This window comes from Mesorhizobium sp. DxT (genome assembly GCF_058448885.1).
In genome coordinates this window covers 366,651-393,365 of the sequence record NZ_JBZFLJ010000002.1, presented here as the reverse complement: position 1 = coordinate 393,365, position 26,715 = coordinate 366,651, and the positions used below count along the sequence as shown (strand labels likewise).

General features: G+C 64.6%; 28 protein-coding genes. 8 read left to right on the top strand and 20 right to left on the bottom strand.

Going from position 1 to position 26,715, the window contains the following annotated elements; all coding sequences use genetic code 11:
• Positions 1–103: 103 nt before the first annotated feature.
• The 5 genes from ACVJNE_RS06005 (at position 104) to ACVJNE_RS05985 (ending at position 5,273) form a co-directional block, all read left to right on the top strand.
• Entirely contained in the window at positions 104–646 is a 543-nt protein-coding gene (locus ACVJNE_RS06005; RefSeq protein ID WP_379014438.1) for a F0F1 ATP synthase subunit delta, read from the top strand.
• Positions 646–2,175 carry a F0F1 ATP synthase subunit alpha gene (gene atpA / locus ACVJNE_RS06000; protein ID WP_173189020.1) on the top strand — a complete coding sequence of 510 codons (1,530 nt, stop codon included), beginning with the start codon at positions 646–648 and terminating at the stop codon, positions 2,173–2,175. Before ACVJNE_RS06005 ends, atpA begins: the two co-directional genes overlap by 1 nt.
• A gap of 31 nt (positions 2,176–2,206) precedes the next feature.
• On the top strand, positions 2,207–3,082 hold the full coding sequence (locus ACVJNE_RS05995) for a F0F1 ATP synthase subunit gamma (protein WP_499563825.1): 876 nt from the start codon (positions 2,207–2,209) through the stop codon (positions 3,080–3,082).
• Positions 3,083–3,157: 75 nt separating this feature from the next.
• On the top strand, positions 3,158–4,762 hold the full coding sequence (atpD, locus tag ACVJNE_RS05990; RefSeq protein WP_499563823.1) for a F0F1 ATP synthase subunit beta: 1,605 nt from the start codon (positions 3,158–3,160) through the stop codon (positions 4,760–4,762).
• 103 nt (positions 4,763–4,865) lie between these two features.
• Entirely contained in the window at positions 4,866–5,273 is a 408-nt protein-coding gene (locus ACVJNE_RS05985) for a F0F1 ATP synthase subunit epsilon (RefSeq protein WP_173189026.1), read from the top strand.
• Positions 5,274–5,426: 153 nt separating this feature from the next.
• Here ACVJNE_RS05985 and ACVJNE_RS05980 read toward each other — a convergent pair whose 3' ends face one another.
• Positions 5,427–5,951 carry a winged helix-turn-helix transcriptional regulator gene (locus ACVJNE_RS05980; RefSeq protein ID WP_499563821.1) on the bottom strand — a complete coding sequence of 175 codons (525 nt, stop codon included), beginning with the start codon at positions 5,949–5,951 and terminating at the stop codon, positions 5,427–5,429.
• A 225-nt stretch (positions 5,952–6,176) separates the two neighbouring features.
• Here ACVJNE_RS05980 and ACVJNE_RS05975 point away from each other — a divergent pair, with 225 nt between their 5' ends.
• Together ACVJNE_RS05975 and ACVJNE_RS05970 are read left to right on the top strand one after the other, a co-directional pair.
• Complete coding sequence (locus ACVJNE_RS05975) at positions 6,177–7,013, top strand: alpha/beta fold hydrolase (protein ID WP_499564172.1); 837 nt, start codon at positions 6,177–6,179, stop codon at positions 7,011–7,013.
• A gap of 22 nt (positions 7,014–7,035) precedes the next feature.
• Complete coding sequence (locus tag ACVJNE_RS05970; RefSeq protein WP_499563819.1) at positions 7,036–8,385, top strand: serine hydrolase domain-containing protein; 1,350 nt, start codon at positions 7,036–7,038, stop codon at positions 8,383–8,385.
• Positions 8,386–8,391: 6 nt separating this feature from the next.
• Here the strand turns inward: ACVJNE_RS05970 and ACVJNE_RS05965 are convergent, their stop codons facing one another.
• The 11 genes from ACVJNE_RS05965 to obgE form a co-directional block, all read right to left on the bottom strand.
• A complete protein-coding gene (locus tag ACVJNE_RS05965) occupies positions 8,392–8,913 on the bottom strand; it encodes an RNA pyrophosphohydrolase (RefSeq protein WP_499563817.1) in 522 nt (173 codons plus the stop codon).
• Positions 8,914–8,918: 5 nt separating this feature from the next.
• Entirely contained in the window at positions 8,919–10,100 is a 1,182-nt protein-coding gene (locus tag ACVJNE_RS05960) for a divergent polysaccharide deacetylase family protein (protein ID WP_499563815.1), read from the bottom strand.
• A 112-nt stretch (positions 10,101–10,212) separates the two neighbouring features.
• Positions 10,213–11,538, bottom strand: a complete 1,326-nt coding sequence (locus ACVJNE_RS05955) for a S41 family peptidase (protein WP_499563813.1) — start codon at positions 11,536–11,538, stop codon at positions 10,213–10,215.
• Positions 11,528–12,841, bottom strand: coding sequence for a murein hydrolase activator EnvC family protein (locus ACVJNE_RS05950; protein ID WP_499563811.1), 1,314 nt, complete (start codon positions 12,839–12,841; stop codon positions 11,528–11,530). The genes ACVJNE_RS05955 and ACVJNE_RS05950 overlap by 11 nt, the downstream gene beginning before the upstream one ends.
• Positions 12,842–12,933: 92 nt before the next feature.
• Entirely contained in the window at positions 12,934–13,413 is a 480-nt protein-coding gene (gene rlmH, locus ACVJNE_RS05945) for a 23S rRNA (pseudouridine(1915)-N(3))-methyltransferase RlmH (protein WP_499563809.1), read from the bottom strand.
• A gap of 42 nt (positions 13,414–13,455) precedes the next feature.
• On the bottom strand, positions 13,456–13,902 hold the full coding sequence (gene rsfS, locus ACVJNE_RS05940) for a ribosome silencing factor (RefSeq protein ID WP_499563807.1): 447 nt from the start codon (positions 13,900–13,902) through the stop codon (positions 13,456–13,458).
• A 49-nt stretch (positions 13,903–13,951) separates the two neighbouring features.
• Positions 13,952–15,256: an MFS transporter gene (locus ACVJNE_RS05935; RefSeq protein WP_499563805.1), complete on the bottom strand. Its 1,305-nt coding sequence runs from the start codon at positions 15,254–15,256 to the stop codon at positions 13,952–13,954.
• Between the two features lie 86 nt (positions 15,257–15,342).
• Positions 15,343–15,930 (bottom strand): nicotinate-nucleotide adenylyltransferase, encoded by a 588-nt coding sequence (locus ACVJNE_RS05930; protein ID WP_379014440.1) that lies wholly within the window; start codon positions 15,928–15,930, stop codon positions 15,343–15,345.
• Between the two features lie 33 nt (positions 15,931–15,963).
• Positions 15,964–17,250, bottom strand: a complete 1,287-nt coding sequence (locus tag ACVJNE_RS05925) for a glutamate-5-semialdehyde dehydrogenase (RefSeq protein WP_499563803.1) — start codon at positions 17,248–17,250, stop codon at positions 15,964–15,966.
• Entirely contained in the window at positions 17,234–18,382 is a 1,149-nt protein-coding gene (proB, locus tag ACVJNE_RS05920; protein WP_499563801.1) for a glutamate 5-kinase, read from the bottom strand. The genes ACVJNE_RS05925 and proB overlap by 17 nt, the downstream gene beginning before the upstream one ends.
• 214 nt (positions 18,383–18,596) lie before the next feature.
• Positions 18,597–19,628, bottom strand: a complete 1,032-nt coding sequence (gene obgE / locus ACVJNE_RS05915) for a GTPase ObgE (protein WP_499563799.1) — start codon at positions 19,626–19,628, stop codon at positions 18,597–18,599.
• Positions 19,629–19,728: 100 nt separating this feature from the next.
• Between obgE and ACVJNE_RS05910 the strand changes: the two genes are divergently transcribed.
• On the top strand, positions 19,729–20,592 hold the full coding sequence (locus ACVJNE_RS05910) for an endonuclease/exonuclease/phosphatase family protein (RefSeq protein ID WP_499563797.1): 864 nt from the start codon (positions 19,729–19,731) through the stop codon (positions 20,590–20,592).
• Here ACVJNE_RS05910 and ACVJNE_RS05905 read toward each other — a convergent pair.
• The 8 genes from ACVJNE_RS05905 to ACVJNE_RS05870 all read right to left on the bottom strand — a co-directional run bounded on the left by ACVJNE_RS05905 (position 20,589) and on the right by ACVJNE_RS05870 (position 26,600).
• Entirely contained in the window at positions 20,589–21,887 is a 1,299-nt protein-coding gene (locus ACVJNE_RS05905; RefSeq protein ID WP_499563795.1) for a TRAP transporter large permease, read from the bottom strand. The genes ACVJNE_RS05910 and ACVJNE_RS05905 overlap by 4 nt on opposite strands.
• Positions 21,887–22,351 (bottom strand): TRAP transporter small permease, encoded by a 465-nt coding sequence (locus tag ACVJNE_RS05900; RefSeq protein ID WP_499563793.1) that lies wholly within the window; start codon positions 22,349–22,351, stop codon positions 21,887–21,889. The genes ACVJNE_RS05905 and ACVJNE_RS05900 overlap by 1 nt, the downstream gene beginning before the upstream one ends.
• Entirely contained in the window at positions 22,352–23,488 is a 1,137-nt protein-coding gene (dctP, locus tag ACVJNE_RS05895) for a TRAP transporter substrate-binding protein DctP (protein WP_499563791.1), read from the bottom strand. It lies immediately after the preceding gene.
• A gap of 28 nt (positions 23,489–23,516) precedes the next feature.
• Positions 23,517–23,924 (bottom strand): OsmC family protein, encoded by a 408-nt coding sequence (locus ACVJNE_RS05890; RefSeq protein ID WP_499563789.1) that lies wholly within the window; start codon positions 23,922–23,924, stop codon positions 23,517–23,519.
• 124 nt (positions 23,925–24,048) lie between these two features.
• Positions 24,049–24,840, bottom strand: a complete 792-nt coding sequence (locus ACVJNE_RS05885) for a class I SAM-dependent methyltransferase (RefSeq protein ID WP_499563787.1) — start codon at positions 24,838–24,840, stop codon at positions 24,049–24,051.
• Positions 24,841–24,893: 53 nt separating this feature from the next.
• Positions 24,894–25,484 carry a GNAT family N-acetyltransferase gene (locus ACVJNE_RS05880; protein ID WP_499563786.1) on the bottom strand — a complete coding sequence of 197 codons (591 nt, stop codon included), beginning with the start codon at positions 25,482–25,484 and terminating at the stop codon, positions 24,894–24,896.
• A 123-nt stretch (positions 25,485–25,607) separates the two neighbouring features.
• Positions 25,608–25,877: a 50S ribosomal protein L27 gene (gene rpmA / locus ACVJNE_RS05875; protein WP_173189055.1), complete on the bottom strand. Its 270-nt coding sequence runs from the start codon at positions 25,875–25,877 to the stop codon at positions 25,608–25,610.
• 81 nt (positions 25,878–25,958) lie between these two features.
• Positions 25,959–26,600 (bottom strand): 50S ribosomal protein L21, encoded by a 642-nt coding sequence (locus ACVJNE_RS05870; protein WP_499563783.1) that lies wholly within the window; start codon positions 26,598–26,600, stop codon positions 25,959–25,961.
• Positions 26,601–26,715: the final 115 nt, after the last annotated feature.

Below are 26,715 nucleotides of genomic sequence, written 5' to 3'. Positions count from 1 at the left end.
TTTCAACAAGGTCAAAGATTTAGCCAGAGTCCGATGCTCCAGCGGGAAATCTTCTGATCTGTCAGGCAGAGAGAAAAGACGGTCCGTGGCACAGTCTGGCTCGATGATCTCCGGAGTGGCCGAACGCTATGCGGGTTCGCTCCATGAACTGGCTTCACAAGCCAACTCCGTGGCCAAGGTCGAATCCGAGCTTTCGCGCTTCGAAACGCTGATCGAAGGCAGCGCCGATATGCGGCGACTGATCGAGAGCCCGGTGTTCTCTGCCGATGACCAGTTCAAGGCGATCTCCGCCATTGTGGACAAGGCCAAGATCACCGGCCTCACCGGCAATTTCCTGCGCGTGGTTGCGCGCAACCGCCGTCTCTTCGCCGTTCCCGGCATGATCCGCGCCTTCCGTCGCATCGCGGCCGAGGCGCGCGGCGAGGTCGCCGCCGAGGTTTCCTCGGCGCACGAACTCACCGCCGCACAGCGCTCCGAACTGACTGCCGCGCTCAAGACGGTGGCCGGCAAGGATGTTGCGGTGAACCTGACGGTGGATCCCACCCTTCTCGGCGGCATGGTGGTCAAGATGGGCTCGCGCCAGATCGACACGTCGCTCAAAACCAAACTCGCTTCGCTTAAGCTCGCACTGAAAGAGGTCGGCTGATGGATATCCGCGCCGCGGAAATTTCCGCAATTCTCAAGGACCAGATCAAGAATTTCGGCAAAGAGGCCGAGGTTTCCGAGGTTGGTCAGGTTCTCTCCGTCGGTGACGGCATCGCCCGCGTCTACGGCCTCGACAATGTCCAGGCCGGCGAAATGGTCGAGTTCCCCGGCGGCATCCGTGGCATGGCGCTGAACCTCGAAGCCGACAATGTCGGCGTCGTTATCTTCGGCAACGACCGTGACATCAAGGAAGGCGACACCGTCAAGCGCACCGGCGCCATCGTGGACGTCCCTGTCGGTCCCGAGCTACTCGGCCGCGTGGTCGACGCCCTCGGCAACCCGATCGACGGCAAGGGCCCGATCAAGGCCAAGGAGCGCCGCCGCGTCGACGTCAAGGCGCCCGGCATCATTCCGCGCAAGTCGGTGCACGAGCCGATGTCGACCGGCCTCAAAGCCATCGACGCCCTGATCCCGGTCGGTCGTGGCCAGCGCGAACTCGTCATCGGCGACCGCCAGACCGGCAAGACCGCGATCATTCTCGACACCTTCCTCAATCAGAAGCCGCTCAACGATGGCGACGACGAGAGCCAGAAGCTCTACTGCGTCTACGTCGCGGTCGGCCAGAAGCGCTCTACCGTCGCGCAGCTCGTGAAGGTGCTCGAAGAGCGCGGCGCGCTGGAATATTCGATCATCATCGCCGCGACCGCTTCGGATCCGGCGCCGCTGCAGTACATCGCGCCGTTCTCCGGCTGCGCCATGGGCGAATATTTCCGCGACAACGGCAAGCATGCGCTGATCGCCTATGACGATCTGTCCAAGCAGGCCGTGGCTTACCGCCAGATGTCGCTGCTGCTGCGCCGTCCGCCCGGCCGTGAAGCCTATCCGGGCGACGTCTTCTACCTGCACTCCCGCCTGCTCGAGCGCGCGGCGAAGATGAACGACGACATGGGTGCTGGCTCGCTGACCGCGCTTCCGGTCATCGAGACGCAGGCCAACGACGTTTCGGCCTACATCCCGACCAACGTGATCTCGATCACCGACGGCCAGATCTTCCTCGAGACCAACCTGTTCTTCCAGGGCATTCGCCCGGCGGTGAATGTTGGTCTCTCGGTGTCCCGCGTCGGCTCGGCCGCGCAAATCAAGGCGATGAAGCAGGTTGCCGGCTCGATCAAGGGCGAGCTCGCGCAGTATCGCGAGATGGCCGCCTTCGCGCAGTTCGGCTCCGATCTCGACGCCGCCACGCAGCGTCTGCTCAACCGCGGTGCGCGCCTGACCGAGCTGCTCAAGCAGCCGCAGTTCTCGCCGCTGAAGACGGAAGAGCAGGTCGCGGTGATCTTCGCCGGCGTCAATGGCTACCTCGACAACCTCGCCATCAACCAGGTGTCGAAGTTCGAGCAGGGCCTGCTGTCGCACATGCGTTCTGACGGTAAGGCGGTGCTCGACGCGATCCGCAAGGAGAAGGCGCTGTCGGACGACCTGCGCGCTAAGCTCAAGGCCGAGATCGACGCCTTCGCAAAGAACTTCGTCTGAGGCTTGCCGGACAAGGGGATAGGGTAGCCTCATGGCTTCACTGAAAGACCTTCGAAACCGCATCGCCTCGGTCAAGGCGACGCAAAAGATCACCAAGGCGATGCAGATGGTCGCCGCGGCGAAGCTGCGCCGTGCTCAGGAGGCGGCTGAGGCCGCGCGCCCCTATTCGGAGCGCATGGCAGCGGTGATGGCCAATATCGGTCAGGCGGTTTCGGCGTCGGATGCGCCGCCGCTGATGGCCGGTACAGGCAAGGACGACGTGCACCTTCTGGTCGTCGCGACTGCCGAGCGCGGTCTGTGCGGCGGCTTCAACTCGCAGATCGCCCGCCTTGCCCGCGATCACGCCCGCAAGCTGCTCGGCGAGGGCAGGACGGTGAAGATCATCACCGTCGGCAAGAAGGGCTACGACATCCTGCGCCGCGACTTCGCCGACAAGATCATCGACCGGGTCGAGCTGCGTGACGCCAAGCAGGTCGGCTTCGTGCATGCAGACGGCATCGCCAAGAAGGTGATCTCGCTCTTCAACGAAGGCGGGTTCGACGTCGCGACCCTGTTCTACTCGCAGTTCAAGTCGGTCATCAGCCAGGTGCCCACCGCGCAGCAGATCATTCCCGCCTCCGCTCCGGCGGTCGAGGGTGAGGCCAACGGCGGCGCCGTCTACGAGTACGAGCCGGAAGCCAGCGATATTCTGGCCGACCTGATCCCGCGCAACATCTCGGTGCAGGTCTTCCGTGCGCTGCTTGAGAACGCGGCCGGCGAGATGGGTGCCAAGATGACGGCGATGGACAACGCCACGCGCAACGCAGGCGACATGATCAACAAGCTTTCGATCACCTATAACCGCCAGCGCCAGGCGCAGATCACCAAGGAACTGATCGAGATCATTTCGGGCGCGGAAGCGCTCTAGCCGCCGACAGGCGCGGGGCCGGGCGGCCCCCGCGGCGACCGACGGACAACAGGAACACGAAAGAGGGTATTCACGATGGCTAAAGCAGCTACCCCCAAGAAGGCCCCGGCGACCACCGCCAAGGCCGCAGCAGCGCCGAAGGCGGCTGCCACCAAAGCGGCTGCGCCCAAGGCGGCTGCTGCAAAGGCTCCGGCCGCTCGCAAGGCCGCTCCGGCCAAGGCGGCAGCAACCAAGACCAGCGCTGCACCGCGCGTCAAGGCAACCGGTGCTACCGGCAAGGTCCGCCAGGTCATCGGCGCCGTCGTCGACGTATCATTCGAAGGCGATCTGCCTCCGATCCTGAACGCGTTGGAGACCGACAACCAGGGCAACCGCCTTGTGCTCGAAGTCGCCCAGCACCTGGGTGAGAACACGGTGCGCTGCATCGCCATGGACTCCACCGAGGGTCTCGTGCGCGGCCAGGCGGTTACCGATACCGGTGCCGCGATCTCCGTTCCGGTCGGCCCCGAAATGCTCGGCCGCATCATCAACGTGATCGGTGAGGCGATCGACGAGGAAGGGCCGCTCAACGCGACCGAGATGCGTCCGATCCACGCGCCCGCACCCGAATATATCGAGCAGTCGACGGAAGCCGCGATCCTCGTGACCGGCATCAAGGTCATCGACCTTCTCGCTCCTTACGCCAAGGGCGGCAAGATCGGCCTGTTCGGCGGCGCCGGCGTGGGCAAGACCGTTCTGATCCAGGAACTGATCAACAACATCGCCAAGGCGCATGGCGGCTACTCGGTGTTCGCCGGCGTCGGCGAGCGCACTCGCGAGGGCAACGATCTCTATCACGAGTTCATCGAGTCTGGCGTGAACAAGAAGGGCGGCGGCGAAGGCTCGAAGGCCGCGCTCGTCTACGGCCAGATGAACGAGCCGCCCGGTGCGCGTGCGCGCGTCGGCCTCACCGGCCTGACGGTCGCCGAGTACTTCCGCGACCAGGGCCAGGACGTGCTGTTCTTCGTCGACAACATCTTCCGCTTCACGCAGGCGGGTTCGGAAGTGTCGGCGCTTCTCGGCCGTATCCCTTCGGCCGTGGGCTACCAGCCGACGCTTGCAACCGACATGGGCGCGCTGCAGGAACGCATCACCACCACGCAGAAGGGCTCGATCACCTCGGTGCAGGCCATCTACGTGCCGGCCGATGACTTGACCGACCCCGCGCCGGCGACCTCGTTCGCGCACCTTGACGCGACGACGACGCTGAACCGCTCGATCGCGGAAAAGGGCATCTACCCGGCTGTGGATCCGCTCGACTCGACCTCGCGCATGCTCGACCCGCAGATCGTCGGCGAAGAGCACTATGCGGTGGCCCGCGACGTGCAGCAGACGCTGCAGCGCTACAAGTCGCTGCAGGACATCATCGCGATCCTGGGCATGGACGAGCTTTCCGAAGAGGACAAGCTGACCGTTGCCCGCGCCCGCAAGATCGAGCGCTTCCTGTCGCAGCCGTTCTTCGTGGCCGAGGTGTTTACGGGCGCCCCGGGCAAGCTGGTCGACCTCGCCGACACCATCAAGGGCTTCAAGGGCCTGGTTGCCGGCGAATACGACCACCTGCCGGAAGCAGCCTTCTACATGGTCGGTTCCATCGAGGAAGCGGTCGAGAAGGCACAGAAGCTGGCTGCGGAAGCGGCTTAAGCTGGGCAATAGCGAATAGGGAGTAGTGAATAGGGAACAGGCTTCTGGTGGATTGGTTCTGAAAACCATTCCCTGTTCGTCTTTCCCTGCTCGCTAATGAGACATGGCTGAACCCTACAAATTCGAACTGGTCTCGCCCGAGCGGCTTCTGATCTCGGAGCAGGTCGAGTCGGTCGTGATTCCGGGGACGGAAGGCGAGATGACGGTCATGGCCAAGCACGCGCCGGTGATGACCACGGTCAAGCCGGGCGTCGTCACCGTCAAGCCGGTTTCCGGCGCCGAGCAGCGCTATGTGGTGTTTGGCGGCTTCGCCGACATCCTGCCGGAAGGCTGCACGTTGCTGGCCGAATCGGCCGTCGCCGTGAAAGACATCGACCGCGCGGACCTGGCACGCCGTATCCAGGAAGCGAAGGAAGACGTTTCCGACGCCAGGGACGACGAGAGCCGTACCAAGGCCGAGCAGTTTCTCGCTCAGCTCACCACGCTCGAAGGCGCTATCCTGCCCGCCTGATTGCTGGCAGCTCCGCCCAAGTTTTGAAAAGGCCGGCTTTGCCGGCCTTTTTTGTTCGACGGACGGTTCGGCTTTGGTGGAGGCGTGCGATCTCATCGACATACGGCGTTCCTCCGGGCCAAGGCCGAGGGCAGGAGTCGAGGCAATGCCGGTTCACGCTTCCTGCGCTTCGCTGGCCTTGCGGGCCATGACGCCCTGATAGGCCGCCTGCAGTTCCTCGCGCACGGTTGGTGAGGCCGGAGGCTGCTCGCCCGGTGCGAGGCCGATATGCTCGGCGCGCAGCTCCTGCATGAAGCGTTCCCACATGACCGGTCCGCCTTCCTCCAGAAGTTGCGCCCGGATGCTCAGTTCCTCGCTGACGGGCAGGTAGCGTCGGCCCCAGGCGCCGATATGCGCGAAGATCGGCAGCAACTCCACGCCGCGCTCCGTCAGGCTGTAGATCGCCTTCTGCTTGTGGCTGGGGTCGTCACGTTTCGAGATCACACCTTGCGCCAGCAGGCGCTTCAGCCGGTCGGCCAGGATGTTCGAGGCGATGCCCTCCTCGGAACCATGCAGCAGCTCACGGAAATGGCGGCGATTGCCGAACATCATGTCGCGAATGATCAGCAGGCTCCATTTGTCGCCGAGGATCTCGAGCGTGAGGTTGATCGGGCAACCCGACCGATGCCGTTCGTTCATGCCAGTCTCCAAAACCGATTGCAATATCGCATCAGTTATGAAATAAGACAACCGATTGCGATATGCAACTGCTTAGACAAGTGGACTGGCGGCGGACATTACGCTGGAGGTTATTGAGGCCTGTCGGCAGGCCGACAAAGGTGCGGTGCCGTCGCTTTCACTTGCAATGGGTCGATCGGACATGCGGGCAGGGACCCAACGGAGGAGGCGAAGGCAATGACGAAGATGATCCCTAGTAGCGATGCGGAACTCGCGACTGAAGCTTTCGGTGACCCGGCGGACCCGCCCGTGCTGCTCATCATGGGCGCCATGGCGTCCATGCTGTGGTGGCCGGAGGCGTTCTGCCGGGCTCTTGCAGCGCGCGGCCGTTACGTCATCCGCTACGACAACCGCGATACAGGACTTTCGACCGGATATGAGCCGGGAAGTGTGTCCTATTCGATGGAAGACATGGCCGACGACGCGTTTGCCGTGCTCGATGCATACGGAATCGACGAGGCCCACGTCGTTGGCATGTCACTCGGCGGTATGATCGCCCAGCTTGCCGCGTTCGGCACCCCTGATAGGGTCAGCACCCTCACGCTTATCAGCACATCGCCGATGGGTGTCGATACGGCCCGCCTGCCGGGCATGAGCGAAGCATACAAACAGCACGGCGCCGACGGCGAGAAGGTGGACTGGTCCGACCTTGGCCAGGTCATCGACTATGTCGTCAAGGATACGCGCATGATCGCCAGCACGAGGCATCCTTACGATGCTGCCGCTGCGCGCCAGTTCGTCGAGCAGGATGTCGCCCGTGCGCGAAACTTTCTCAGCACGACCAATCATTTCCTGGTCGAGGCCAAGCGCGACTGGTCCGGTAGCCTGGCACGGCTGCGCGTGCCGCTGCTCGTGATCCACGGTACGTCCGACCCGCTGTTTCCGGTCGAGCATGGCCGCGAGATCGCGCGGATCGCGCCGCTGTCCCGTTTCGTCGCGATCGAGGGCGGCGGGCACGAGCTCCATCCGCTGGACTGGGCACGGATGATCGACGAAATCGCAGCGCACAGCGCCGCCGAATAAACCGGAAATATGGAGTTGCACCATGACCAGCATAGATCGTCGCAACATGTTCAAGGCCGCAGCCGCCGGCGCCTTTCTGTCCGCCCCTGCACTTGCCGCCAGTGCCGGCGAGCCGGATCGGCAGATAGGCGCGTGGCCAGCTGGCAAGGGCGCTGCGGGGTCTCCAAAGGCATCAAGCGGCAATCTTTCTGCGGAGAGGCTGGAACGAATGCAGGCCAATCTCATGGGCCATGTCGAGCGTGGCGACCTTCCGGGCTTCGTCGCGCTGGTTCACCGCAACGGCGAAACGCATGTTCTTACGGGCGGCAGGCAGGCGCTCGGCGGTACGCCGATGCGGCGCGACACGATCTTCCGCATCGCATCGATCACCAAGCCAATCACGGCCGCGGCAGCCATGATACTGGTGGAAGAGGGAGTTCTGCGGCTCGACGATCCGGTCGATGGGTTGCTGCCGGAGCTTGCGAACAGGCAGGTGTTGCGCAGCCTGGAAAGCGATCTCGCCGACACCGTTCCGGCCAATCGCCCGATTACGCTGCGGGACCTCCTGACACTGCGCTTCGGGCTCGGGGCGATCATGGTCTGGCCGAGCGCATACCCGATCCAGTTCGCCATGGAGGAGCGCGGTGTGGCTCCGGGCGCCGACCTCTTCGACGGCTCGCCGGAAGAATACATGAAACGCCTTGGCGAACTGCCGCTCGCGCATCAGCCGGGCGATGGCTGGCTCTACGATACCGGCATGCATGTCGCCGGCATCCTGTTGTCGCGCGCAAGCGGAAAGCCGCTGGGTGACCTGCTGCGTGAGCGCATCTTCGGCCCGCTCGGCATGAAGGATACCGGCTTCTTCGTACCTGCCGACAAGCTCGACAGGTTCGCCACCTTCTACTACAAGGACCATCAGTCGGGCCGACTGGTCGTGCACGAGGAGCCGGTGGCTGGAGGTTTTGCAAGCCAGCCGGCTTTCGAATCGGGTAGCGGGGGGCTGGTATCCACCGCCGACGACTATCTCGCTTTCAGCCGCATGATGCTTGCCGGCGGCATATATGAGGGCCGACGGCTGCTGTCACGGCCAGCCGTCGCGCTGATGACGCGGGACCATCTGAGCGAGCAACAGAAGTCCAGTCCGCACGGGGCAATATTCTTCAATGGCAATCGTGGATGGGGTTTCGGCATGGCGGTCGATCTGCGCCGCGACGAGATCGAGATGTCGCCCGGGCGCTTCGGCTGGGATGGCGGCTACGGCACCTCGGCCTATGCCGATCCTACCGAAGGCCTGATCGGCATATTGATGACGCAGCGGATGATGGATTCGCCGACGATGCCGCTGCATTTCCGCGATTTCTGGACAGGCGCCTACGCCGCGGTAGACGACTGACGGGGCCTATGCGGCGAGGTGCCGGAAGGCTGCTATGACCTCGTCATAGACCTTGCGCTTGAAGGGCACGATAAGTTCGGGCAGTTCGGCCATCGGCTTCCAGGCCCATGCGTCGAACTCGGCCTCGTGCCCTCCGGGAGGCGGGTTGATGGCGATCTCGCTCTCGTCGCCGTCGAAGCGGAAGGCGAACCATTTCTGTGTCTGGCCGCGATATTTGCCCTTGAGCGCGATGCCTACGAGATCGCGCGGCAGCTCGTAGTTGATCCAGTCGGGCGTTTCCGCCAGCAAGGTGACGCTACGCATGCCGGTCTCCTCGTAGAGCTCGCGAATGGCTGCCGGGAGCGGGTCCTCGCCCTTGTCGATGCCGCCCTGCGGCATCTGCCAGAGCCGGTCGGTTCCCGCCATTTCGCTGTCGCTTAAGGCGATGCGGCGGCCCGCCCACACGAGCCCCTCGCGGTTCAGCGCCATGATGCCGACGCAAGGCCGGTAGGGCAGGCTCTCGGGGTCGACCGTCTTGTTCTTCGTCATGAAAATCAGCCTCTCTCGGGATCTTCCGCGATTGCCGAGATCGGCACGATCTCGATGCCCCGTCGTTTCGCTTCCTCGGCCCACGTGGCAACCGCGTCCACGGTAACCTCGAAAGCCGAGCCGGTCGCGACCGCGAAACCCTTGGCGCGCGCGGTGCGCTCTGCTTCGTCAAGCTTCTTGAGGATAGCGCCGCGGTCCCGTTCGCCGTCGATGGCGATGTCGACGGCGGCAAAGGGAACGCCCTGTCGCCGCGCGGTGTCCGGTGCGATGCTGCGCGCAGAGGAACCGTCGTCGAGATACATCAGGCCGCGCTTGGCAAGCTCGCCGAAGAAGGGCGTCATCGCCGGCTCGCTGGTGACGAAGCGTCCGCCCATATAGTTCATCACGCCGGTGTAGTTGGTGATGCGCGAAAGCGCCCAATGCAGCCGGTCGCGGTTCTCGACCGGATCGGCCTCCACCGTCAGCGTGTTGCGGCCCGGATCCACCGACGGGTAATCGAAGGGCTCCAGCGGCACCTGCATGACGATTTCGTGGCCTTCGCGACGGGCTGACTGCATCCAGCGGTCGAGGCTGTTGCCGCCGCTGGCGAAAGCGAGCGTCACCTCAGGCGGCAGCTTGGCGATCGCCTCCTGCGTGCCGGTCTGGGAGACGCCGAGCCCCCCGATGACGATCGCCACACGGGCGCCACGGGTTCCGGACCACGGGCGCGCATAGACGTCGAAGGCCCTGCGTCCGTCGGCCGCTCTTATCGGCAGCGGGCCAATGTCCGTGTCCTCTATCAGCGCCCTGTCGGGCAGATGTGCGGTGCGCGGATTCTGGCTGAGCGAGGACGGGTCGCGAATGATCACGACGTTGCTGCTCTCGTCAGAATCCGACGGCTCGACCCTGATGATCGAAGGGCCATCCGCAGCCGAACGTTCGGGGTATGCGGCGGCGGTTTCGCTGGCTGTCGCTGTCCCAGCTTCCGGCGTTTGCTCAGGCGTCGATACGACGACCTGCTGCGGTGTGCGGAAAGGATCGTCACCCAGGGCGATAAAGCCGGCAGCTCCGAACAGGCAGAGACCGGCGAGTGCCAGGACGACCCGACTGGCGCGCAGGCGACGGGGGGTTTTCCGGCCGATATCGCGTCTCCCGCCACCCAGGCCCAGCGGCTTGTCGATGTCTTTTTCGGGAGAGGCTTTGTTCACGGGCAGCGAACGTCCTTGCGCGGGTCGATTCGTAAAACCGCGCCGGCGTTCGAGGTGGAACGCCGACGCGGATAACTGGCCAGGACCGGCGGGAAGCCGGAACCGGGATACGCTACTGGTTCAGTACTGCCTGATCGGGATCCGGCGGGAACGCAGGGTCGGTCTTGACGCCGCGCAGCAGGTCGAGCGCGTAGCCAAGCTGTATGTCGTCCTTGGGGTCCGGCGGGACATAAGCGACCGAGCCCGAGCCGGTCTCGTCCTCCTCAGTACCCTTGATGTGGCCCCTCAGATCGGACTCACCGCGCGAGACGTCGCGTCCCTGAAGCTCTTCCGGCAGCGGCTGCTCGACCTTGATGTCGGGCGTGATGCCCTTGCCCTGGATCGACGTTCCGGCCGGCGTGTAATAGAGCGCCGTGGTGAGCCGCAGCGCGCCGTTTTCCGCCAGCGGGATGATGGTCTGCACCGATCCCTTGCCGAAGGACTGCGTGCCCAGGACGGTGGCGCGGCGGTGATCCTGCAGGGCGCCGGCCACAATTTCCGAGGCGCTGGCCGAGCCACCATTGATGAGAATCACCAGCGGCTTGCCGTCGATCTCGTCGCCGGCGCGCGAATCGAAGCGGGTGATGTTCTTAGGGTCGCGGCCGCGCGTCGATACGATCTCGCCACGGTCCAGGAAGGTATCGGTCACGCTGACGGCCTGATCGAGCAGACCGCCCGGGTTGAGGCGAAGGTCGAGCACGTAACCGCGCAGATCTTCCGCCGGCACCTGGCTCTTGATGTCCTCGATTGCCGCCTGAAGGTCGTCGAAGGTCTTTTCCGTAAAGGAATTGATCTTCAGATAGCCGACATTCTCCTCGACGCGATGGCGTACCGCGCGCACCTTGATGATGTCGCGGACGATGCTGATCTTGATCGGTTCTGCCGCGCCCTCGCGCAGGATCGTCAACTCGATCGCGGTGTCGACGGCGCCACGCATCTTGTCGACGGCATCGCTGAGCGACATGCCGCGGACTTCCGTGCCGTCGATCTCCGAGATGAGGTCGCCGGCCAGAACACCCGCGCGTTCCGCCGGGGTGCCTTCGATCGGCGCGATCACCTTGACCAGCTCGCTTTCCATCGTGACTTCGATGCCGAGCCCGCCGAATTCTCCGCGCGTCTGCACGCGCATGTCCTGCGCTGCTTCCGGGTTGAGATAGGAGGAATGCGGATCGAGCGAGGTCAGCATGCCATTGATGGCGCTTTCGACCAGCTTCTTTTCTTCCGGCGGCGTGACGTATTGCGCCCGCACACGCTCGAAGATGTCGCCGAAGATTGCCAACTGGCGATAGGTTTCCGACCCGGCCGCATTCGCCGTCGTTCCGCCGGCGCCGTAGACTACGCTCATGGCGGACGCGCCCATCAGTGCGCCGGCAAGCAGAAGCGACAACTTACGTATCATTTCCTGTCCTTCCAGAATCGCGCTCCGCCCACCATGGGGCCGGATCGACGGGTTTTCCTTCCTTGCGGAACTCTACGTAGAGTTCCGGGCCGGCGCTTGCCTCGGCGAAGGCGACGGCGCTCACCACTCTTGTCTCGCCCATGAGGCCGACCGGCTCTCCAGCGAGGACGGATTGGCCCGGTGAAACGCTAATTCTGCCCATGCCCGCCAGAACGATATGATAGCCGTCTCCCGCATTGAGGATCAAGAGTTGGCCGTAAGAGCGGAACGGACCGGCATAGAGCACCGAACCGTTGACCGGTGCGGTCACGATTGCGGCTGAATGTGTCGCAACCATGTCCCCCTGCAATGTTGAGCCGCTATCGTCGCTTTCGCCGAATCGTTTCGCGACGCGGCCGGCGACCGGCAGGACCACACGCCCCTGCATCTGCGAAAACGGCTCGGTACTGGCCTCAAAAGCCTGGCGTGCGCCGGTTCCGTTCGGCGTATCGGTCGATTCTTCGCGCAGGGAGGCCATGCGGTTCTCTTCGGCGGCCTGTCGGGCGGCGATTTCGATCTCGCCTTCAAGGGCGTCGATCAGTTCGCGCAGAGAGCTGGCCTGTCCCGCCAGCTCTTCGGCGCGCTTCTTTTCGGCGGCCAGCATTTCTTCCGATGTCGCCTGCAGCCGCTGCTTCTCCTCAAGAAGAAGTGATAGCCGTCGCTGCTCGGAGGCCTGCTCCTCTATCGTTGCCAGCAGGCGCGCCTGCTCGCTCTTGATGGTCGCGACAATGCGTGAAAGCTCCCTGAGGTCGCCGATCAGCACCTCGGTCTCGCCGCGCAGCTCGGGCACCACGGCAGCCAGCAGGATGGAACTGCGCACCGAGGCGAGCGCGTCTTCCGGGCGCACCAGGATCGCAGGCGGCGGGTTCAGCCCCATGCGTTGCAGGGCACCCAGAACCTCGGCGAGCACGCCACGCCGCTCGGCAAGCGATTCACGCAAGCCGTTTTCCTGAAGCTGAAGCGTTTCCAGGCGCGCGGCGATGTCGGCAACGTCCTGGCTGAGCTTGCGCTCGGTCTTGGCGGCCTGCACGAGGGCGGCCGAAAGGGACGCGTTGTCCTTGCGTATGGATGCTATCTCGGCTGCGATCTCCGCGGCGCGTTCCTCAGAAAGCGTCAGTGCCTGCGATATGCGCTCGTGTTCGAGGACGCTCGCTGCGCGGCGGGTCTCCAGTTCGGCTGAATCCTGCGCACGCGCGGCTCCTGCCGCTGCGAAGAAGAGCGTCAGCGCCATTGCAAGGATAAGCTGTGTGGTCCTGCCCGTCATGTCTCGCATGTCGATCAAAGTTCGAAGGCTAGCGGGGCTTCGTTAACGAACCATCAACCATGTGATGGCGGATGGCTATCCACCGACGCCGTTCAGCTTCGGTGATAGGGATGACCCGCAAGGATCGTCGCCACGCGATAGAGCTGTTCGGCCAGCATGACGCGTACGAGCTGATGCGGCCAAGTCTGTGCGCCGAACGAGATGACCATGTCGGCAGCAGCGCGCGAGGCGGCATCGTGGCCGTCAGGTCCGCCGATTGCGAACACAGCCTGCCGCCTGCCGTCATCCCGTATTCGCGCGATGCGTTGGGCCAGATCCTCCGAGGTGGGGTTCTTGCCGCGTTCGTCGAGCAGGAACAAAGCTGCGTCGCCGCGATAGGTCTCGAGCAAGGCGGCTTCCTCGCGTCGCCGCTCGTCCACACTTCTGGCGCGGCTTTCGGCAATTTCCGAGATGCCCGAAAATTCCAGTCCGATCGACGGGCCTGCCTTGGCGAAACGCCCGAAATAGCGGTCGACCAACTCCCTCTCGGGGCCGGCTTTCATTCGACCCACGGCGTGAACGCCTATACGCATGCCTGCCTTCCCGCAGGCCCCGCCCTAAGCGGACGGGGACGGCTAGTGGAGCGTCTCGTCCTCCAGGTCGGGAGCCTGCCACATCTTTTCGATGTTGTAGAATTCCCGGACCTCCGGACGGAAGACGTGGACGATAACGTCGCCCGAATCGATTAGGACCCAATCTGCATTGGTGAGGCCTTCGACGCGGGGGAGGCCGAGACCGGCATCCTTCAGCGCCTTGATCAGGTGATCGGCCACCGCCGAAACGTGGCGGTTGGATCGTCCCGACGCGACGACCATGTAGTCGCCGAGGCTGGACTTGCCCTGTATGTCGATTGAGATGATGTTTTCGGCCTTTGAGTCGTCCAGACTGGCAAGGACCGTTTCGAGGGCGCGGGAGGCATCGGCGTTGCCGCTGATCCCGGCCGGCGAAGGCTGGATTTCCGCCTTCTTCCGCAGTGCTGTTCTCAGTGTCTTTCCTTTCCGACAAGAACAAGCTCGCCGCATGCATTCGTGCACCCGGCACCCCTTAGATAGGCAGAGTCGAACAACAGTTTCAAGACATCGGGCGATTAGGGGCTTCGGTATCCGGTGCGACTGTGTCTTCGGTGTCGAAACCGAGTTCGACAGGCAGGGGGACCTGCGCCGTCATCGGCGCGAAACTTCCGGTCTCTTCGGCCGGTACCGCGGGGTTCCGCGCGATACGGACGACCACGAACACGCTGAAGGCAGCACCTATGACGATGGCGATGGCCATGAAGGCGGCCGTGCCGAAGACCGCGGTCAGGGCGGTGCCGAGTGCGGGCACGATGAAACCCGAGACCGACCACGCAAAGAGCATGGTGCTCGAGAGCGCAACGAGATCGTCCTTGGTGGCGCGGTCGTTGGCGTGGGCTGACGAAAGCGAGTAGATCGATTCCGACGCGCCGCTCCAGACCATGTAGATGACGATCATGAGCGGCAGCGCGCTGCCGTCGAAAATGCCGGCCGCGATGCCGGCCACGACAACCAGCAGCGAGGCCGCGACCAGCACATAGCGCCGGTCGATGCGGTCGGACACCCAGCCGAAGGGAAGCTGGAATATCAGCGTTCCGAGCGGCATGGCGAACATCAGCGTTGCAACCTGGCTCTGGCTGAATCCGCTTGCCGTGGCATGAATCGGCGCGAAACCGGCAATCATCATCGAAAGCCCGCCGACGGCCAGCATGCCGGCGACGCCGACCGGCGAGATCGCCCAGGCGCGTGCGAAAGCGACGGAGGCGCGCTCCGGCGGCGGGGGCGGCGGCAATCGCGTCAGGCCCACGGGCAGGATCGACAGCGCGGTGAAGGCGATGCCGATCAGCGGTATCGATGCGCCGGAAATGTCCAGCAGTCCCATGAGCCACGAGCCGACGCCGAGCCCGACGATGTAGCTGACATAGAATATCGCCATCACACGGCCACGAACGCTGTTGGCCACGGCGTCGTTCAGCCAGCTCTGGCCGACGATGAACATGCCGCAGATCGCGAAGCCGTAGAGTGCACGCGCCGCGATCCACAGGACAGGATGGACGCCGGCGCCGATCGAGGCGTTGGACAGCACGATCAGCGCCGAGAAGATCATGAAGGCACGGGCATGGCCGACGCGGCGGACGAGCAGGCCGGTCAGCAGGCAGCCGGCGATGCCTCCGGCCGAAAGACCGGTGAGGATCAGGCCTGCCCAGGTGGGATCGAAGCCAGAAAGGCCGAGGCGCACCGGAATGTAGGCGAACATCAGCCCGTTGCCGACGGCCGCGCAGGCCATGGACATGATGACGCTCGCCACGGCGACGAGCGTCGCCGCGCGGGGAGCTTCGGTGCTGGTTGCGACTGCATCGACCATGCGGCGAAACCTGCACCCGCTTGCGGGCGCTGCGCCGCAGTAAATGCGACACAAAAGGTCTGGTCCGAGACTTCGCCGGTTCTGGATCAGCCCTTTCGGGCGGCGCGGATCGCAGTCGATGACAACAGGGAGCGCGGACCGTGGATGAACGTCCATGCAGGCGGGCGCATGCGTGCCAGCGTCCCGGCCAGCCGCTCCGGTACGCGCGCATGGTCGAAGGTCTTGGCCATCACCGACGACATGAAGGACAGCGTCGAACCGGGGCGGTCGATCACCGCTATCGGCATTGTCAGCGCGATTTCACGCCAGCGCTGCCAGCGGTGGAAATCGGCGAGGTTGTCGGCGCCCATGATCCAGACGAAATCGACCCCCGGATTGCGCGCCCGTACCAGCGCCAGCGTGTCGGCGGTGTAGCGCACGCTATAGGCGGCCTCGAACGCTGTGACCTTGATGCGCGGGTCGGTGGCGATTGCCTCCGACAGCGCGATGCGCTCGGCGAGCGGCGCGATCTCGCGACCCGCCTTCAGCGGGTTGCCGGGTGTCACGATCCACCAGAGCTGGTCGAGGCGCAGGCTTCGCAGCGCAATCTCGGCCACGAGCGAATGGCCGGCATGAGGCGGATTGAACGAGCCGCCGAACAGCCCCACCTGCATGCGCTTCTCGACATGAGGCATGCGCAGGTAGTGGGGAGAAACGCCGTCCAGCAATTACGGCCTTACCTGACCGTTGCCGCGCACGCGGTATTTGAAAGAGGTGAGCTGCTCGACGCCGACGGGGCCGCGCGCGTGCATCCGTCCGGTGGCGATGCCGATCTCCGCGCCCATGCCGAACTCGCCGCCATCGGCGAACTGGGTCGAAGCGTTGTGCAGCAGGATCGCCGAATCGATCTCGTTGAAGAAGCGCTCGACCGTTGCGGGGTCCTCGGCGACGATCGCCTCGGTATGGTGCGATGAGTATGTCTCGACATGGTCGATCGCACCGGTGATCCCGTCGACCAGCTTCACCGAAATGATCGCATCGAGATATTCCGTCGACCAGTCTGCTTCGGCCGCGGGCACGGCCGCGGAAAATGCCGCGCGGACCTCATCTGTCGCACGGATCTCGCAGCCGGCATTGGCCAGCGCCTGCAGGATCGGCACAAGGTGCGTCTGGGCGACCGCGCGGTCGACCAGCAACGTCTCGGCGGCGCCGCAGATGCCAGTGCGCCGCATCTTGGCGTTAACTGCGAGCGGCACCGCCATGTCGAGCTTGGCCGAGCCGTCGATATAGAGGTGGCAGATGCCTTCGAGATGCGCGAAGACGGGCACGCGGGCCTCGTTCTGCACGCGTTCGACAAGGCTGCGCCCGCCGCGCGGCACGATCACGTCGACATTGCCGCCCAGCCCCTTGAGCATCTCGCCAACTGCCGCGCGGTCCGTGGTCGGCACGAGCTGAATGGCATCCTGTGGAAGGCCCGCGGCCTTGAGGCCCTGGACCAGGCAGGCGTGGATCGCGGAGGACGAATTGATCGAGTCCGAGCCGCCGCGCAGGATGACGGCATTGCCGGCCATGAGGCATAGCGCGCCGGCATCGGCCGTCACGTTCGGCCGGCTTTCATAGATCACGCCGATGACGCCGAGCGGCGTCCTGACGCGCTCGATGTGGAGGCCGTTGGGGCGGTCCCACTCGGCGATCACGTCGCCGACCGGATCGCGCAACTCGGCAATGGTGCGGATGCCATCCGAAAGGGCGCGGATGCGGTCGGGCGTCAATTTCAGTCGGTCCATCATCGCAGGCGAAAGCCCAGCTTCCTCACCATTGGCGAGGTCGATGGCGTTGGCTTGCAGCATGGCATCCTCGCCGTGCCGGATCGCTTCGACCATGGCGACGAGTGCGGCATGCTTGCGCTCGGCGGTCGCCAGCGCAAGCGGTCGGGAGGCCGCGCGGGCCCTGCGCCCGATCTCCGCCATCAGGGCGGTGACGTCCTCGCTCTTTGCCTCAGGCACGTTCAGCATGGTCAACCTCCACTTCGGATGCCCGCGCCATGACCATGTCGTCGCGGTGCACCATGGCGGAACGGGCCTCGTAACCCAGTACCGCCTCTATCTCGGCCGTCTTCAGGCCCGCGATCCTTACGGCATCCGGTGCATCGTAGGCAACAAGGCCGCGCGCAATCTCGTGCCCGCCGGGGTCGAGGATCGCCACGGTGTCGCCGCGCGCAAAGCTGCCGGAAACGAGCGTGACGCCCGCCGGCAGCAGCGATTTACCGGATTTCAGCGCCCTGACGGCGCCGGCATCGACGGTGACGCGGCCGGCCGGCTCGAGATTGCCGGCAATCCACGTCTTGTAGCCGCGCACCGGCACGGGCGCGGCGTCGAACCAGGTCGCCCGCTCGCCGGCGTCGATCGCCGCCAGAGGGTGGAGCCTGTCGCCCGCGGTAATCACCATCGTCGAACCGGCAATGGTCGCGATCTTGCCGGCGTCGAGCTTGGTGCGCATGCCGCCGCGGGAAAATTCGGACGCCGCCGCACCGGCCATCGCCTCGATCTCCGGCGTGATGCGCTCGACGCGGGGAATGAAGCGCGCATTTGGGTCGAGCGCGGGCGGAGCGGTGTAGAGCCCGTCAATGTCGGACAGGAGCACGAGCAGGTCCGCGCCCATCATGGTCGCAACGCGGGCGGCGAGGCGATCGTTGTCGCCGTAGCGGATCTCGCTGGTCGCCACCGTGTCGTTTTCGTTGATGACGGGCACCGCGCCCAGCTTGAGCAGCGTCGAGATGGTGGCGCGCGCATTGAGGTAGCGGCGTCGCTCCTCGGTGTCGCCGAGTGTGACAAGGACCTGGCCGGATTTCAGGTTCCTGCGGGCGAGTGCTTCCGCCCAGGCGCCTGCGAGCTCGATCTGGCCAACGGCCGCCGCCGCCTGGCTTTCCTCCAGCCGCAAGGTGCGCGACTGCAGGCCGAGCACGGTCCGCCCCAGCGCGATGGCGCCGGACGATACGACCAACACCTCGGCCCCTGCCGCGGACAGCGTGCCGATGTCATCGGCAAGCGAGGCGAGCCAATCGCGCTTCAATCCTTTCGCGCGGTCTACGAGCAGGGCCGAGCCGATCTTGACGGTGATGCGGCGGAAGGAAGACAGTTTTTTCATTGGACCAACCTGACAGGCCGTGTTCCTTCGCGCCCCCCTCCGTCCTGCCGGACATCTCCCCCACAAGGGGGGAGATCAGCCGGCCGCCAAGCTTTTGCCAAGCGCCACCGTTCCAGCAGACGCAGTGAGGGCACCGAGAGCCGATCTCCCTCCTTGTGGGGGAGATGTCCGGCAGGACAGAGGGGGGCAACGTAGAGCGCAAACATTTCCGGCGCTACTTAATCCAGCGGGTGTCTTCGGCGGGCGCTTCTTCTGAGCGGGCTTCCTCGACGACGGCGATGAGCGCGCGGAGCGTCTCTTCAACGCCTTCGCGGGTGACGGCGGAGAGCAGGATCGGCGCGTGCCCGCAGGCGCGTTTCAAGGCAGCGATCTTCTTCTTGCGCGCGTCGGGGTCCAGCGTGTCGACCTGGCTGAGCGCGACGATTTCCGGCTTCTCCGCGAGCCCGTGGCCGTAGGCCTCGAGCTCTGCACGCACGGTCTTGTAGACCTTGCCCGGATGCTCTTCCTGCGCCGAGACCAGATGAAGGAGAACGCGCGTGCGCTCGACATGGCCGAGGAAGCGGTCGCCGATGCCGATGCCCTCGTGCGCGCCTTCGATGAGGCCTGGAATGTCGGCAATGACGAATTCGCGCGCGTCCACCCGCGCGACACCGAGGCCCGGATGCAGCGTTGTGAAGGGATAGTCGGCGATCTTCGGCTTGGCCGCCGTGACGGTCGCCAGGAAGGTCGACTTGCCAGCGTTGGGCAGGCCGACCAGCCCGGCATCCGCGATCAGCTTGAGGCGCAGCCAGATCGCGCGTTCCTCGCCGGGCAGGCCGGGATTGGCCCGCCGCGGGGCCTGATTGGTCGAGGTCTTGAAATGCTGGTTGCCGAAGCCGCCATTGCCGCCCTTGGCGAGCAGGAAGCGCTGGCCGACCTCGGTCAGGTCGCAGATCAGCGTCTCGTTGTCCTCCTCGAAGACCTGGGTGCCAGCGGGCACCTTCAACGTCACATCCGTGCCCTTGGCGCCGGTGCGGTTGCGGCCCATGCCGTGGGTGCCGGTCTTCGCCTTGAAGTGCTGCTGGTAGCGATAGTCGATCAGCGTATTGAGGCCGTCGACGGCCTCGGCCCAGACATCGCCGCCACGCCCGCCGTCGCCGCCGTCCGGACCGCCGAACTCGATGAACTTCTCGCGCCGGAACGACACCGAGCCGGCCCCGCCGTCGCCGGAGCGGATATAGACCTTCGCCTGATCGAGAAATTTCATCGGATTGACAGTCTGCTTCTTCTTCTGTTCTGGAACGGACCACTAGCGCATGTAATGCGCGGAATCACGCGCGAAAACCAGAAGAGGGGGTCGAAACGGCATGAAATGCGTCAGCTACAACATCCAGTTCGGCTTCGGCCAGGACGCCCGGTTCGATCTGGAGCGCATCATCGGTGCCGTGCGCGGGGCCGATGTGATCTGCCTGCAGGAGGTGACGCGCAACAGCCCGATGAACGAAGGGCGCGACCTCGTCGCCGAAATACGCAGCCTGCTGCCGGACTATTTTGCCGCCTACGGTCCCAATTTCGAGGCCGAGATCGCCAGCCACGTCAAGGATGGCAAGGCTGTCGACGTGCGGCTTCAGTTCGGCAACATGATCCTGTCCAAGACGCCGATCCTGTTGTCGCGCAACCTGCTTCTGCCGCGCACCCGCAGCTACGACAAGGTCAATCTCCAGCGCGGCGCGCTCGAGGCCATGATCGATACGCCGTTCGGCCCGGTGCGGTTCTATTCGCTGCATCTCGACCATCGCGGCGCCGATGAGCGTGCTGCGCAGCTTCGTTTCCTGATGGAGCGCATGCTGTCCTATACGCTGGAAGGTGGGGCGATCAGCGGCATCTCGGAGATGGGCTTCCCCGAACCGCCGACGCCCGAGGCCTATGTGCTGATGGGCGATTTCAACATGCTCGAAGGCTCGCCCGAATATCATATCGTTGCCGGCATGCCCGACCACGAATTCGGCACCCCGCTGGTGGCCCGTTATGCCGTCGATGCCGCGCTGTGCGAGGGCGGAGACAAGCGGCCGACCTGCGTCAATCTCGAAGACCCGGCTGACACCAGCATGCACAAGCGCATCGACTACTGCTTCGTGCATCCGCTGCTGGCGTCGAAGGTGCGTTCCTGCCGGGTCGACACGGAAGCGGTCGGGTCCGACCACCGTCCACTGTGGGTAGAACTGGGCTAGCGCATCGTCTGCGGCAGCCACGTGGCGAGCTGCGGAAAGAACACCAGCAGGACCACGACTGCGAGCGAGGCGGCCACGAAAGGCCAGACGCCTGCGAAGATGCGGCTTGCCGGCACGCCGGTGGCACGCTCGAGCACGAAGACGTTGAGCCCGATCGGTGGCGTGAGCATGGCGATCTCCATCAGGATCGTCAGATAGATGCCGGTCCAGATCGGGTCGTATCCGAGTGCAACGGTGATGGGGAGCACGAGCGGCAGCGTTAGGATCAGCATGCCGAACGTGTCCATAATGGCGCCGAGCAGCAGGTAGACAAGCGCCAGCGCCAAAAGGATCACCTGCGGCGACGCGTCCAGGTCGGAGACGAGGCCGACCACAGCATCCGTCAGTCGGGTCTGGACGAGAAAGCGCGACAGGATGATGCCACCGGTGAGGATCAGGAAGATCGCAGCCGAGGTGCGGATCGTTTCCTTCAGCGCATCGCGCATCATCGCCAGCCCGAGCCGGCGGCTGACAAGCGCGATGACGAGCACGCTCAGAACGCCCACGCCCGAGGCTTCCGTGGGGGTGAAGACGCCGGCATAGATGCCGCCGATGACGATCACGAAAATGACGACCACCGAAACCAGTCCCACGGCATGAGCCGAAAGCGGACGGTCGGCGACACTGGGCTCTGCCTGGGTTGCGGCGGCATATTGGCGACGCTGCAGCATCACGGTCGCGACGAAGGCGGACATAAGGAGGAGGCCCGGTACGATGCCGGCGATGAAGAGCGAGCCGATCGAGGTCTCGCTCCAGACGCCGTAGATGACCAGTGGTACGCTCGGTGGGATGATGATGGCGAGCGTGGCGGCGCTGGCCACCGTCGCCGTCGAAAGCTTGTCGCTGTAGCCGCGCTTGATCATCTGGGGCACGGCGATGTTGCCCATCGTCGCCACGGCCGCGACGCTGGAGCCAGTGACGGCGCCGAAGCCCGCCGAGGCGAGCACCGTCGAGACGCCAAGTCCGCCAGGCAGCCGCCGCAAGGCGCGCTGGGCAAGCGAGAATATGTCTTCGGCCAGCCCGGCGTGGAAGATGAGCTGACCCATCAGGATGAAGAGCGGCACGGCGATGAACAGGAAGTTGGTGCCGTTGTCCCACAGCGCCAGGCCGACCTGCGTGAGGGCCTGGGAGGGGCCGGAAAGCACCGCGTAGCCGATGGTGCCCGCGCCGAGCAGGGCATAGCCGACCGGCAGACCAAGCAGGACGACGACGAGCATGGCGGCAAGCACGACGATGCCGAGTGTCAACGGGTCCATCAGCGGTTCTCTTTGAGCGCGCGGACCGCGCGGACAACCTCGGCCAGCGCCGAAAGGGCGGCTGCCAGCGCGACGAAGGCGGCGAACGGCCAGAAGCTGATGGCGATCATCTCGGCGCGATCGCCATAGCGGTGCATGTCGAGCGCCATCAGCAGCACCGCATAGGCAATCGCAACGGCGACCAACCCGGTCAGCAGGTGGCGCAGCGCGACCCAGAGCCGGCCTGCCTGGTTGCGGAACAGCCGGTCGAGCAAGCCGACGCGGATGTGCTGGTCGGCGAGGCTGACGCCCGGCAGGGCGCCAACGACGACAAGCAGCAGCAACAGCTCCTTGACGTCGTTGCCCCATCGCAACGGCAGGTTCAGCACGTAGCGCAACACCACGTCGGCTCCCACCAGCAAGGCCAGCCCGGGCAGAAGCAGATAGGCGACCCAGCCTTCCAGGAAGTCGACGATGCGTTGCATTTACCGGGCCGCGGGCAGCAGCCCTTCGACGGGCGTGTTGACGGTCATCTCGAAGATTTCCTCCGCGCTCGCATCACCATATTCCGCGCCAAGGCGGCGGATGTCTTCGACCAGTTCGCGGGCCGGCAGACCCTCCGCCTCGCGCGCTTCGATCCAGGTGTCGAGAACCGGCTGCAGAGCATCCTGCCAGGTCTTCTTCTCCTCGTCGGAAAGCTCGATCAGCTCGACGCCGTTGTCGGCATAGGTCTTGAGTGCCTGTTCGCGGAACTCGACGCCGAGGCGCTGGCTCACCGCATGGGCGATATTCTGCTGGAACTGGCCGAAGACCGGCTTCAGCGCATCGGGCAGCTCTGAATAGGCGTCACGGTTGATGCAGGTGTCGATGTGCTGGGCGGTGAGGCCGAGGCTGGTGTGATATTTCGCCAGTTCGTAGATCTTGAACGGCACGAAACCGGGATCGACCCAGATCACCGCGTCGGCGATGCCCTGCTGGAAGGCCGTGTAGATTTCCGGGAAAGGGATGTTCAGCGTGGTGATGCCGAGGGCCTCGGCCGCCTCCGGGGGGAAGCCCTGGGCGATGACGCGCAGGCCCTTCATGTCATCCGGCGTACGGATCGGCTTGTTGCTCATGATATCGGAGACGCCGGCGACAACGGTGTAGCCGTAGAGCACGCCGCGGCCTTCCCATTCTGGCACGAAATATTTCGGCGCCAGCTCCTGGATGATGCGGGTGGCCGCCACCGGATTGGACGGCGTCACGAAGGGCATCTCGATCGCCTTGTGCAGCGGGAAGCCGCTGCCTTCATAGGAGGTGTAGCAGGCCGCATAGTCGCTGACCCTGTTGCGCACGGCGCGCCAGCCGTCCGCAGCGGCATGCAGGGTTCCGCCGTGATATTCCTCGATCGTCAGCTTGCCGTCGGTCGCCTCGTTCAGCCACTTGAAGCCCTTGGTCCAGACTTCCGGCACCAGCGATGCGGCCGGGTTCGGCGAGGAGAATTTCATCGTCACCGGATCGCCGTCATAGGCGATTTCTGGCTCGGCGGCCGGCACCTCGTGCGCCAGCCAGTCGGCGACGGTGAACGCATGGGCGGGCGCGACCGACAACGCCAGCGCGAGGGACAATAAGAGACGACGCATGGGGAACTCTCCTGTAATGGCGTGCTGCCTATGCCCGGTGGCCGGCTACGACAGTGTCGCCGGCGCGGAGCGTGTTGCTGATGGTGCAGATGTCTTCGGCCGCGTGGATCAGGCGATCCTGAACGTCGGTGTCGAGCGGATCGGAGAAGGAGACGGAAGCCTCGAAGCGGCCGAGCCGGCTCGGCTCGTCCTCGGCCTTGATCGCCTCGACCTCGACGTCGATCTCGCCCAGTTGGCCCATATCCATGGCGCGGGCGGCGATGCGGATGCTTGCCGTGATGCAGGCGGCCAGTGCAGCGGCCTGAATTTCGAGCGGCGTGAAACCTTCGGCCTTGGGCGAGAAGACCGCCTCGATCACCTTGTCGCGATCGTTGGTGACGGTGCAGGACGCGGCCGTGGCGCTGTGCGCGCGGACTTTTGCGGATTTGACTGCCACGATAGCCTGTTCCCTTGTTCGAATTTCAGCGGGATAGCAGGCATAGGTCTACAGCCAGAAGAAAAGAAATTCCACGTCCGGCGGAATGTTTGGCACACAGTGGAAAGCACGGTGGGGCGCGAGGTCAGACGGCCCGCGCCACCCAGAGCTGTTCGCGGCCATAAGCGGGCGGCGAACGGTTGAAGTCCGAATAGAGTGCGATCGGCTCAAACCCGCAAAGCTCAAGCAGCCATGCGGTTTCCTGGCGTGTGCTCCAGCGCAGCGTCCACGATGTCTGCTCGGACGTCTCAACGGCTCCGTCGGGCTTCACGACTTCAAAGCGCAGTGTTTCCTCAATGGTCTGCGCGGCACCGTCATGATGTCGGGAAATGACCGTGCGCCGCACGAGCTCACCAGTCTCGGGATTGCGCGCTTCGCGAGGCTTCGGTCCGTCGGCATGGGCGGCCATCAAAAGCTCGAAATTAGGGTCGAACAGGTCGAGGACCAGCGTGCCGCCAGGCGACAGATGGCGGTGCACGCATTCCAGCGTCGCGCGCTGGGCGGCAGGGTCGGTGAGATGCTGGAAGCTGCGCGCCGCTATGATGACGAGGGGGAACTGGCGATCGAGGTTGAAGTCGGCCATGCTCGCTTCCACCAGTTGGGTGCGATCGTCGAAGCCGCGTCCGGCAAGCCGTGCGGCGGCAATGTCCAGCATGGGCCGCGAGAGGTCGAGCCCGACTACGTCGTAGCCGGCTTCTGCAAGCGGTACCAGCAAACGGCCCGTACCTGCGCCGAGTTCGAGGATGGGGCCGCCATACTCTTCAGCGCAGTCCAGATAGAAATCGAGGTCGCCGGCAAGCAGGCCCTGGCCGGTGAAGAGATCGTACATGCCGACGCCAATGCGCGACGTGTAATAGGCATTGGGATCGGCAATCATTTTCCGTTTCCACGATAGTTTACCCCGGCCGCATGCGCGGCCGGGGCGATTGCTCAAACCTGTCCCCAGCTCCTGAGACTGACCCAGGTGGCGCGGTCAAGCGCGTAGCGCTCGGTGGGCACGCGCCCGGCGTAGACGGATTCCAGCATGCCCTGCCCGGAATACTGGAAACCGCATTTGTGGATCACGCGCCGCGACGCGGAGTTGATGACGCGGCAGGAGACGTGCAGACGGTCGATCAGCGTAGCCCGGAAGGCGAGATCGACGAGCGCATGGGCAGCCTCGGTCGCGTAGCCACGGCCCCAGTAGGGCTCGCCGATCCAGTAGCCGAGCTCGAGCCCCTGGCTGCGCGGATGCAGGCCCGCACATCCCAGGAAAGCACCGTTATCGGCCAGCGTGACGGCATAGGTGCAGCCGGCGATCGCGCCATTGCGGGTGCCTTCCAGGAAGGTGTGGGCGTGGTTCTGGGCGTAGGGGTGGGGCATGCGCCCCAGCATCTCGGCGAGTTTGCGGTTGTTGGCGAGCTCGACCAGCTCCGGCACGTCGTCCTTGTGCGGCGGGCGCAGCACGAGCCGCTCCGTCACTAGGACCGGGCAGTCTATGTGCAGACTCTCGTCCTCGACGTCTTCCTTCTCGGCAACCATGGGTCAGTCCTCCAGATGAAAATGAAAAAGGGGAGATGGCGACCCATCTCCCCTGTTCCTTTTTCCGGACTGTCCGGACACCGGTCCCGAGATGGGGCGCCGGTGTCTTGGTGCGGATCCGGCTTACTCCGCTGCTTCCGTAATCGGGTTTACCGACACGTAGGTTCGGCCATTTGCTTTGCGTGCAAAGGAAACGGCGCCTTCCTCGAGTGCGAAAAGGGTATGGTCCTTGCCCATGCCGACGTTCACGCCCGGGTGCCACTTGGTGCCGCGTTGACGGATGATGATGTTGCCGGCCACGACCGATTCGCCGCCGAACTTCTTGACGCCAAGGCGCTTGGACTCGGAGTCGCGACCGTTGCGCGAAGAACCGCCAGCTTTCTTGTGTGCCATCGTAGTGCTCCTTTGCGCCCTGACGAGCGCCTCAATCTCTCAATGCCCGCTTTCGCGGAGAATTTCAATCACCAGGCGAAATTACTTCGCCAGCTCCTTGGCCTGCTCGCGCCAGTCCTTGATCTGGTCGGCGCTGAAAGGCATCGCCTCGTCGATGCGGACGATGTCCTCGTCGGAGAGACCGGCCACCTGCTTGAAGGTGGTGATGCCCTGCTCGTTGAGCTGGCCGGCAGCCACCGGGCCGATGCCCTTGATCTCGGTCAGGTCGTCGCCCTTGCCCTTCGGCGCCTTGAACAGGGGTGCCGCGGCCGTCTCGGCCTTGGCGGCTTCGGCCTTCGGAGCCTCGTCCTTCTTGGCTTCCGCCTTCGGTGCTTCCTTCTTGGCGGCAGCCTTCTTCGAGGGCTTCGCGCCGTCGGTCAGGATTTCCGAGATGCGCACCGTCGTGAGCAACTGGCGATGGCCGCGCGTGCGGCGCGAGTTCTGGCGGCGGCGCTTCTTGAACGCGATGACCGTCGGAGCCTTGCCCTGCGCAACGACTTCGGCGGCAACCGAAGCGCCATCCACGAAGGGCGCGCCGATGGTCACGTTCTCGCCTTCGCCGAAGGCCAGCACGGAGCCGATCGTCACGATATCGCCGACTTCGCCGACCACCTTCTCGATCTTCAACACATCGTCGGCGGCGACGCGGTACTGCTTGCCGCCGGTTTTGATGACTGCGAACATTATTCTGCCTTTCGCTGTTCGTCCGGCCTCCAGCGACCGCAATGCGGTCCGGCCGTCTTTTTGTCAGTCGGTTTCGGGAGTGCGTCCCACAGCGCCATGTTCGCGCAAAGAACGA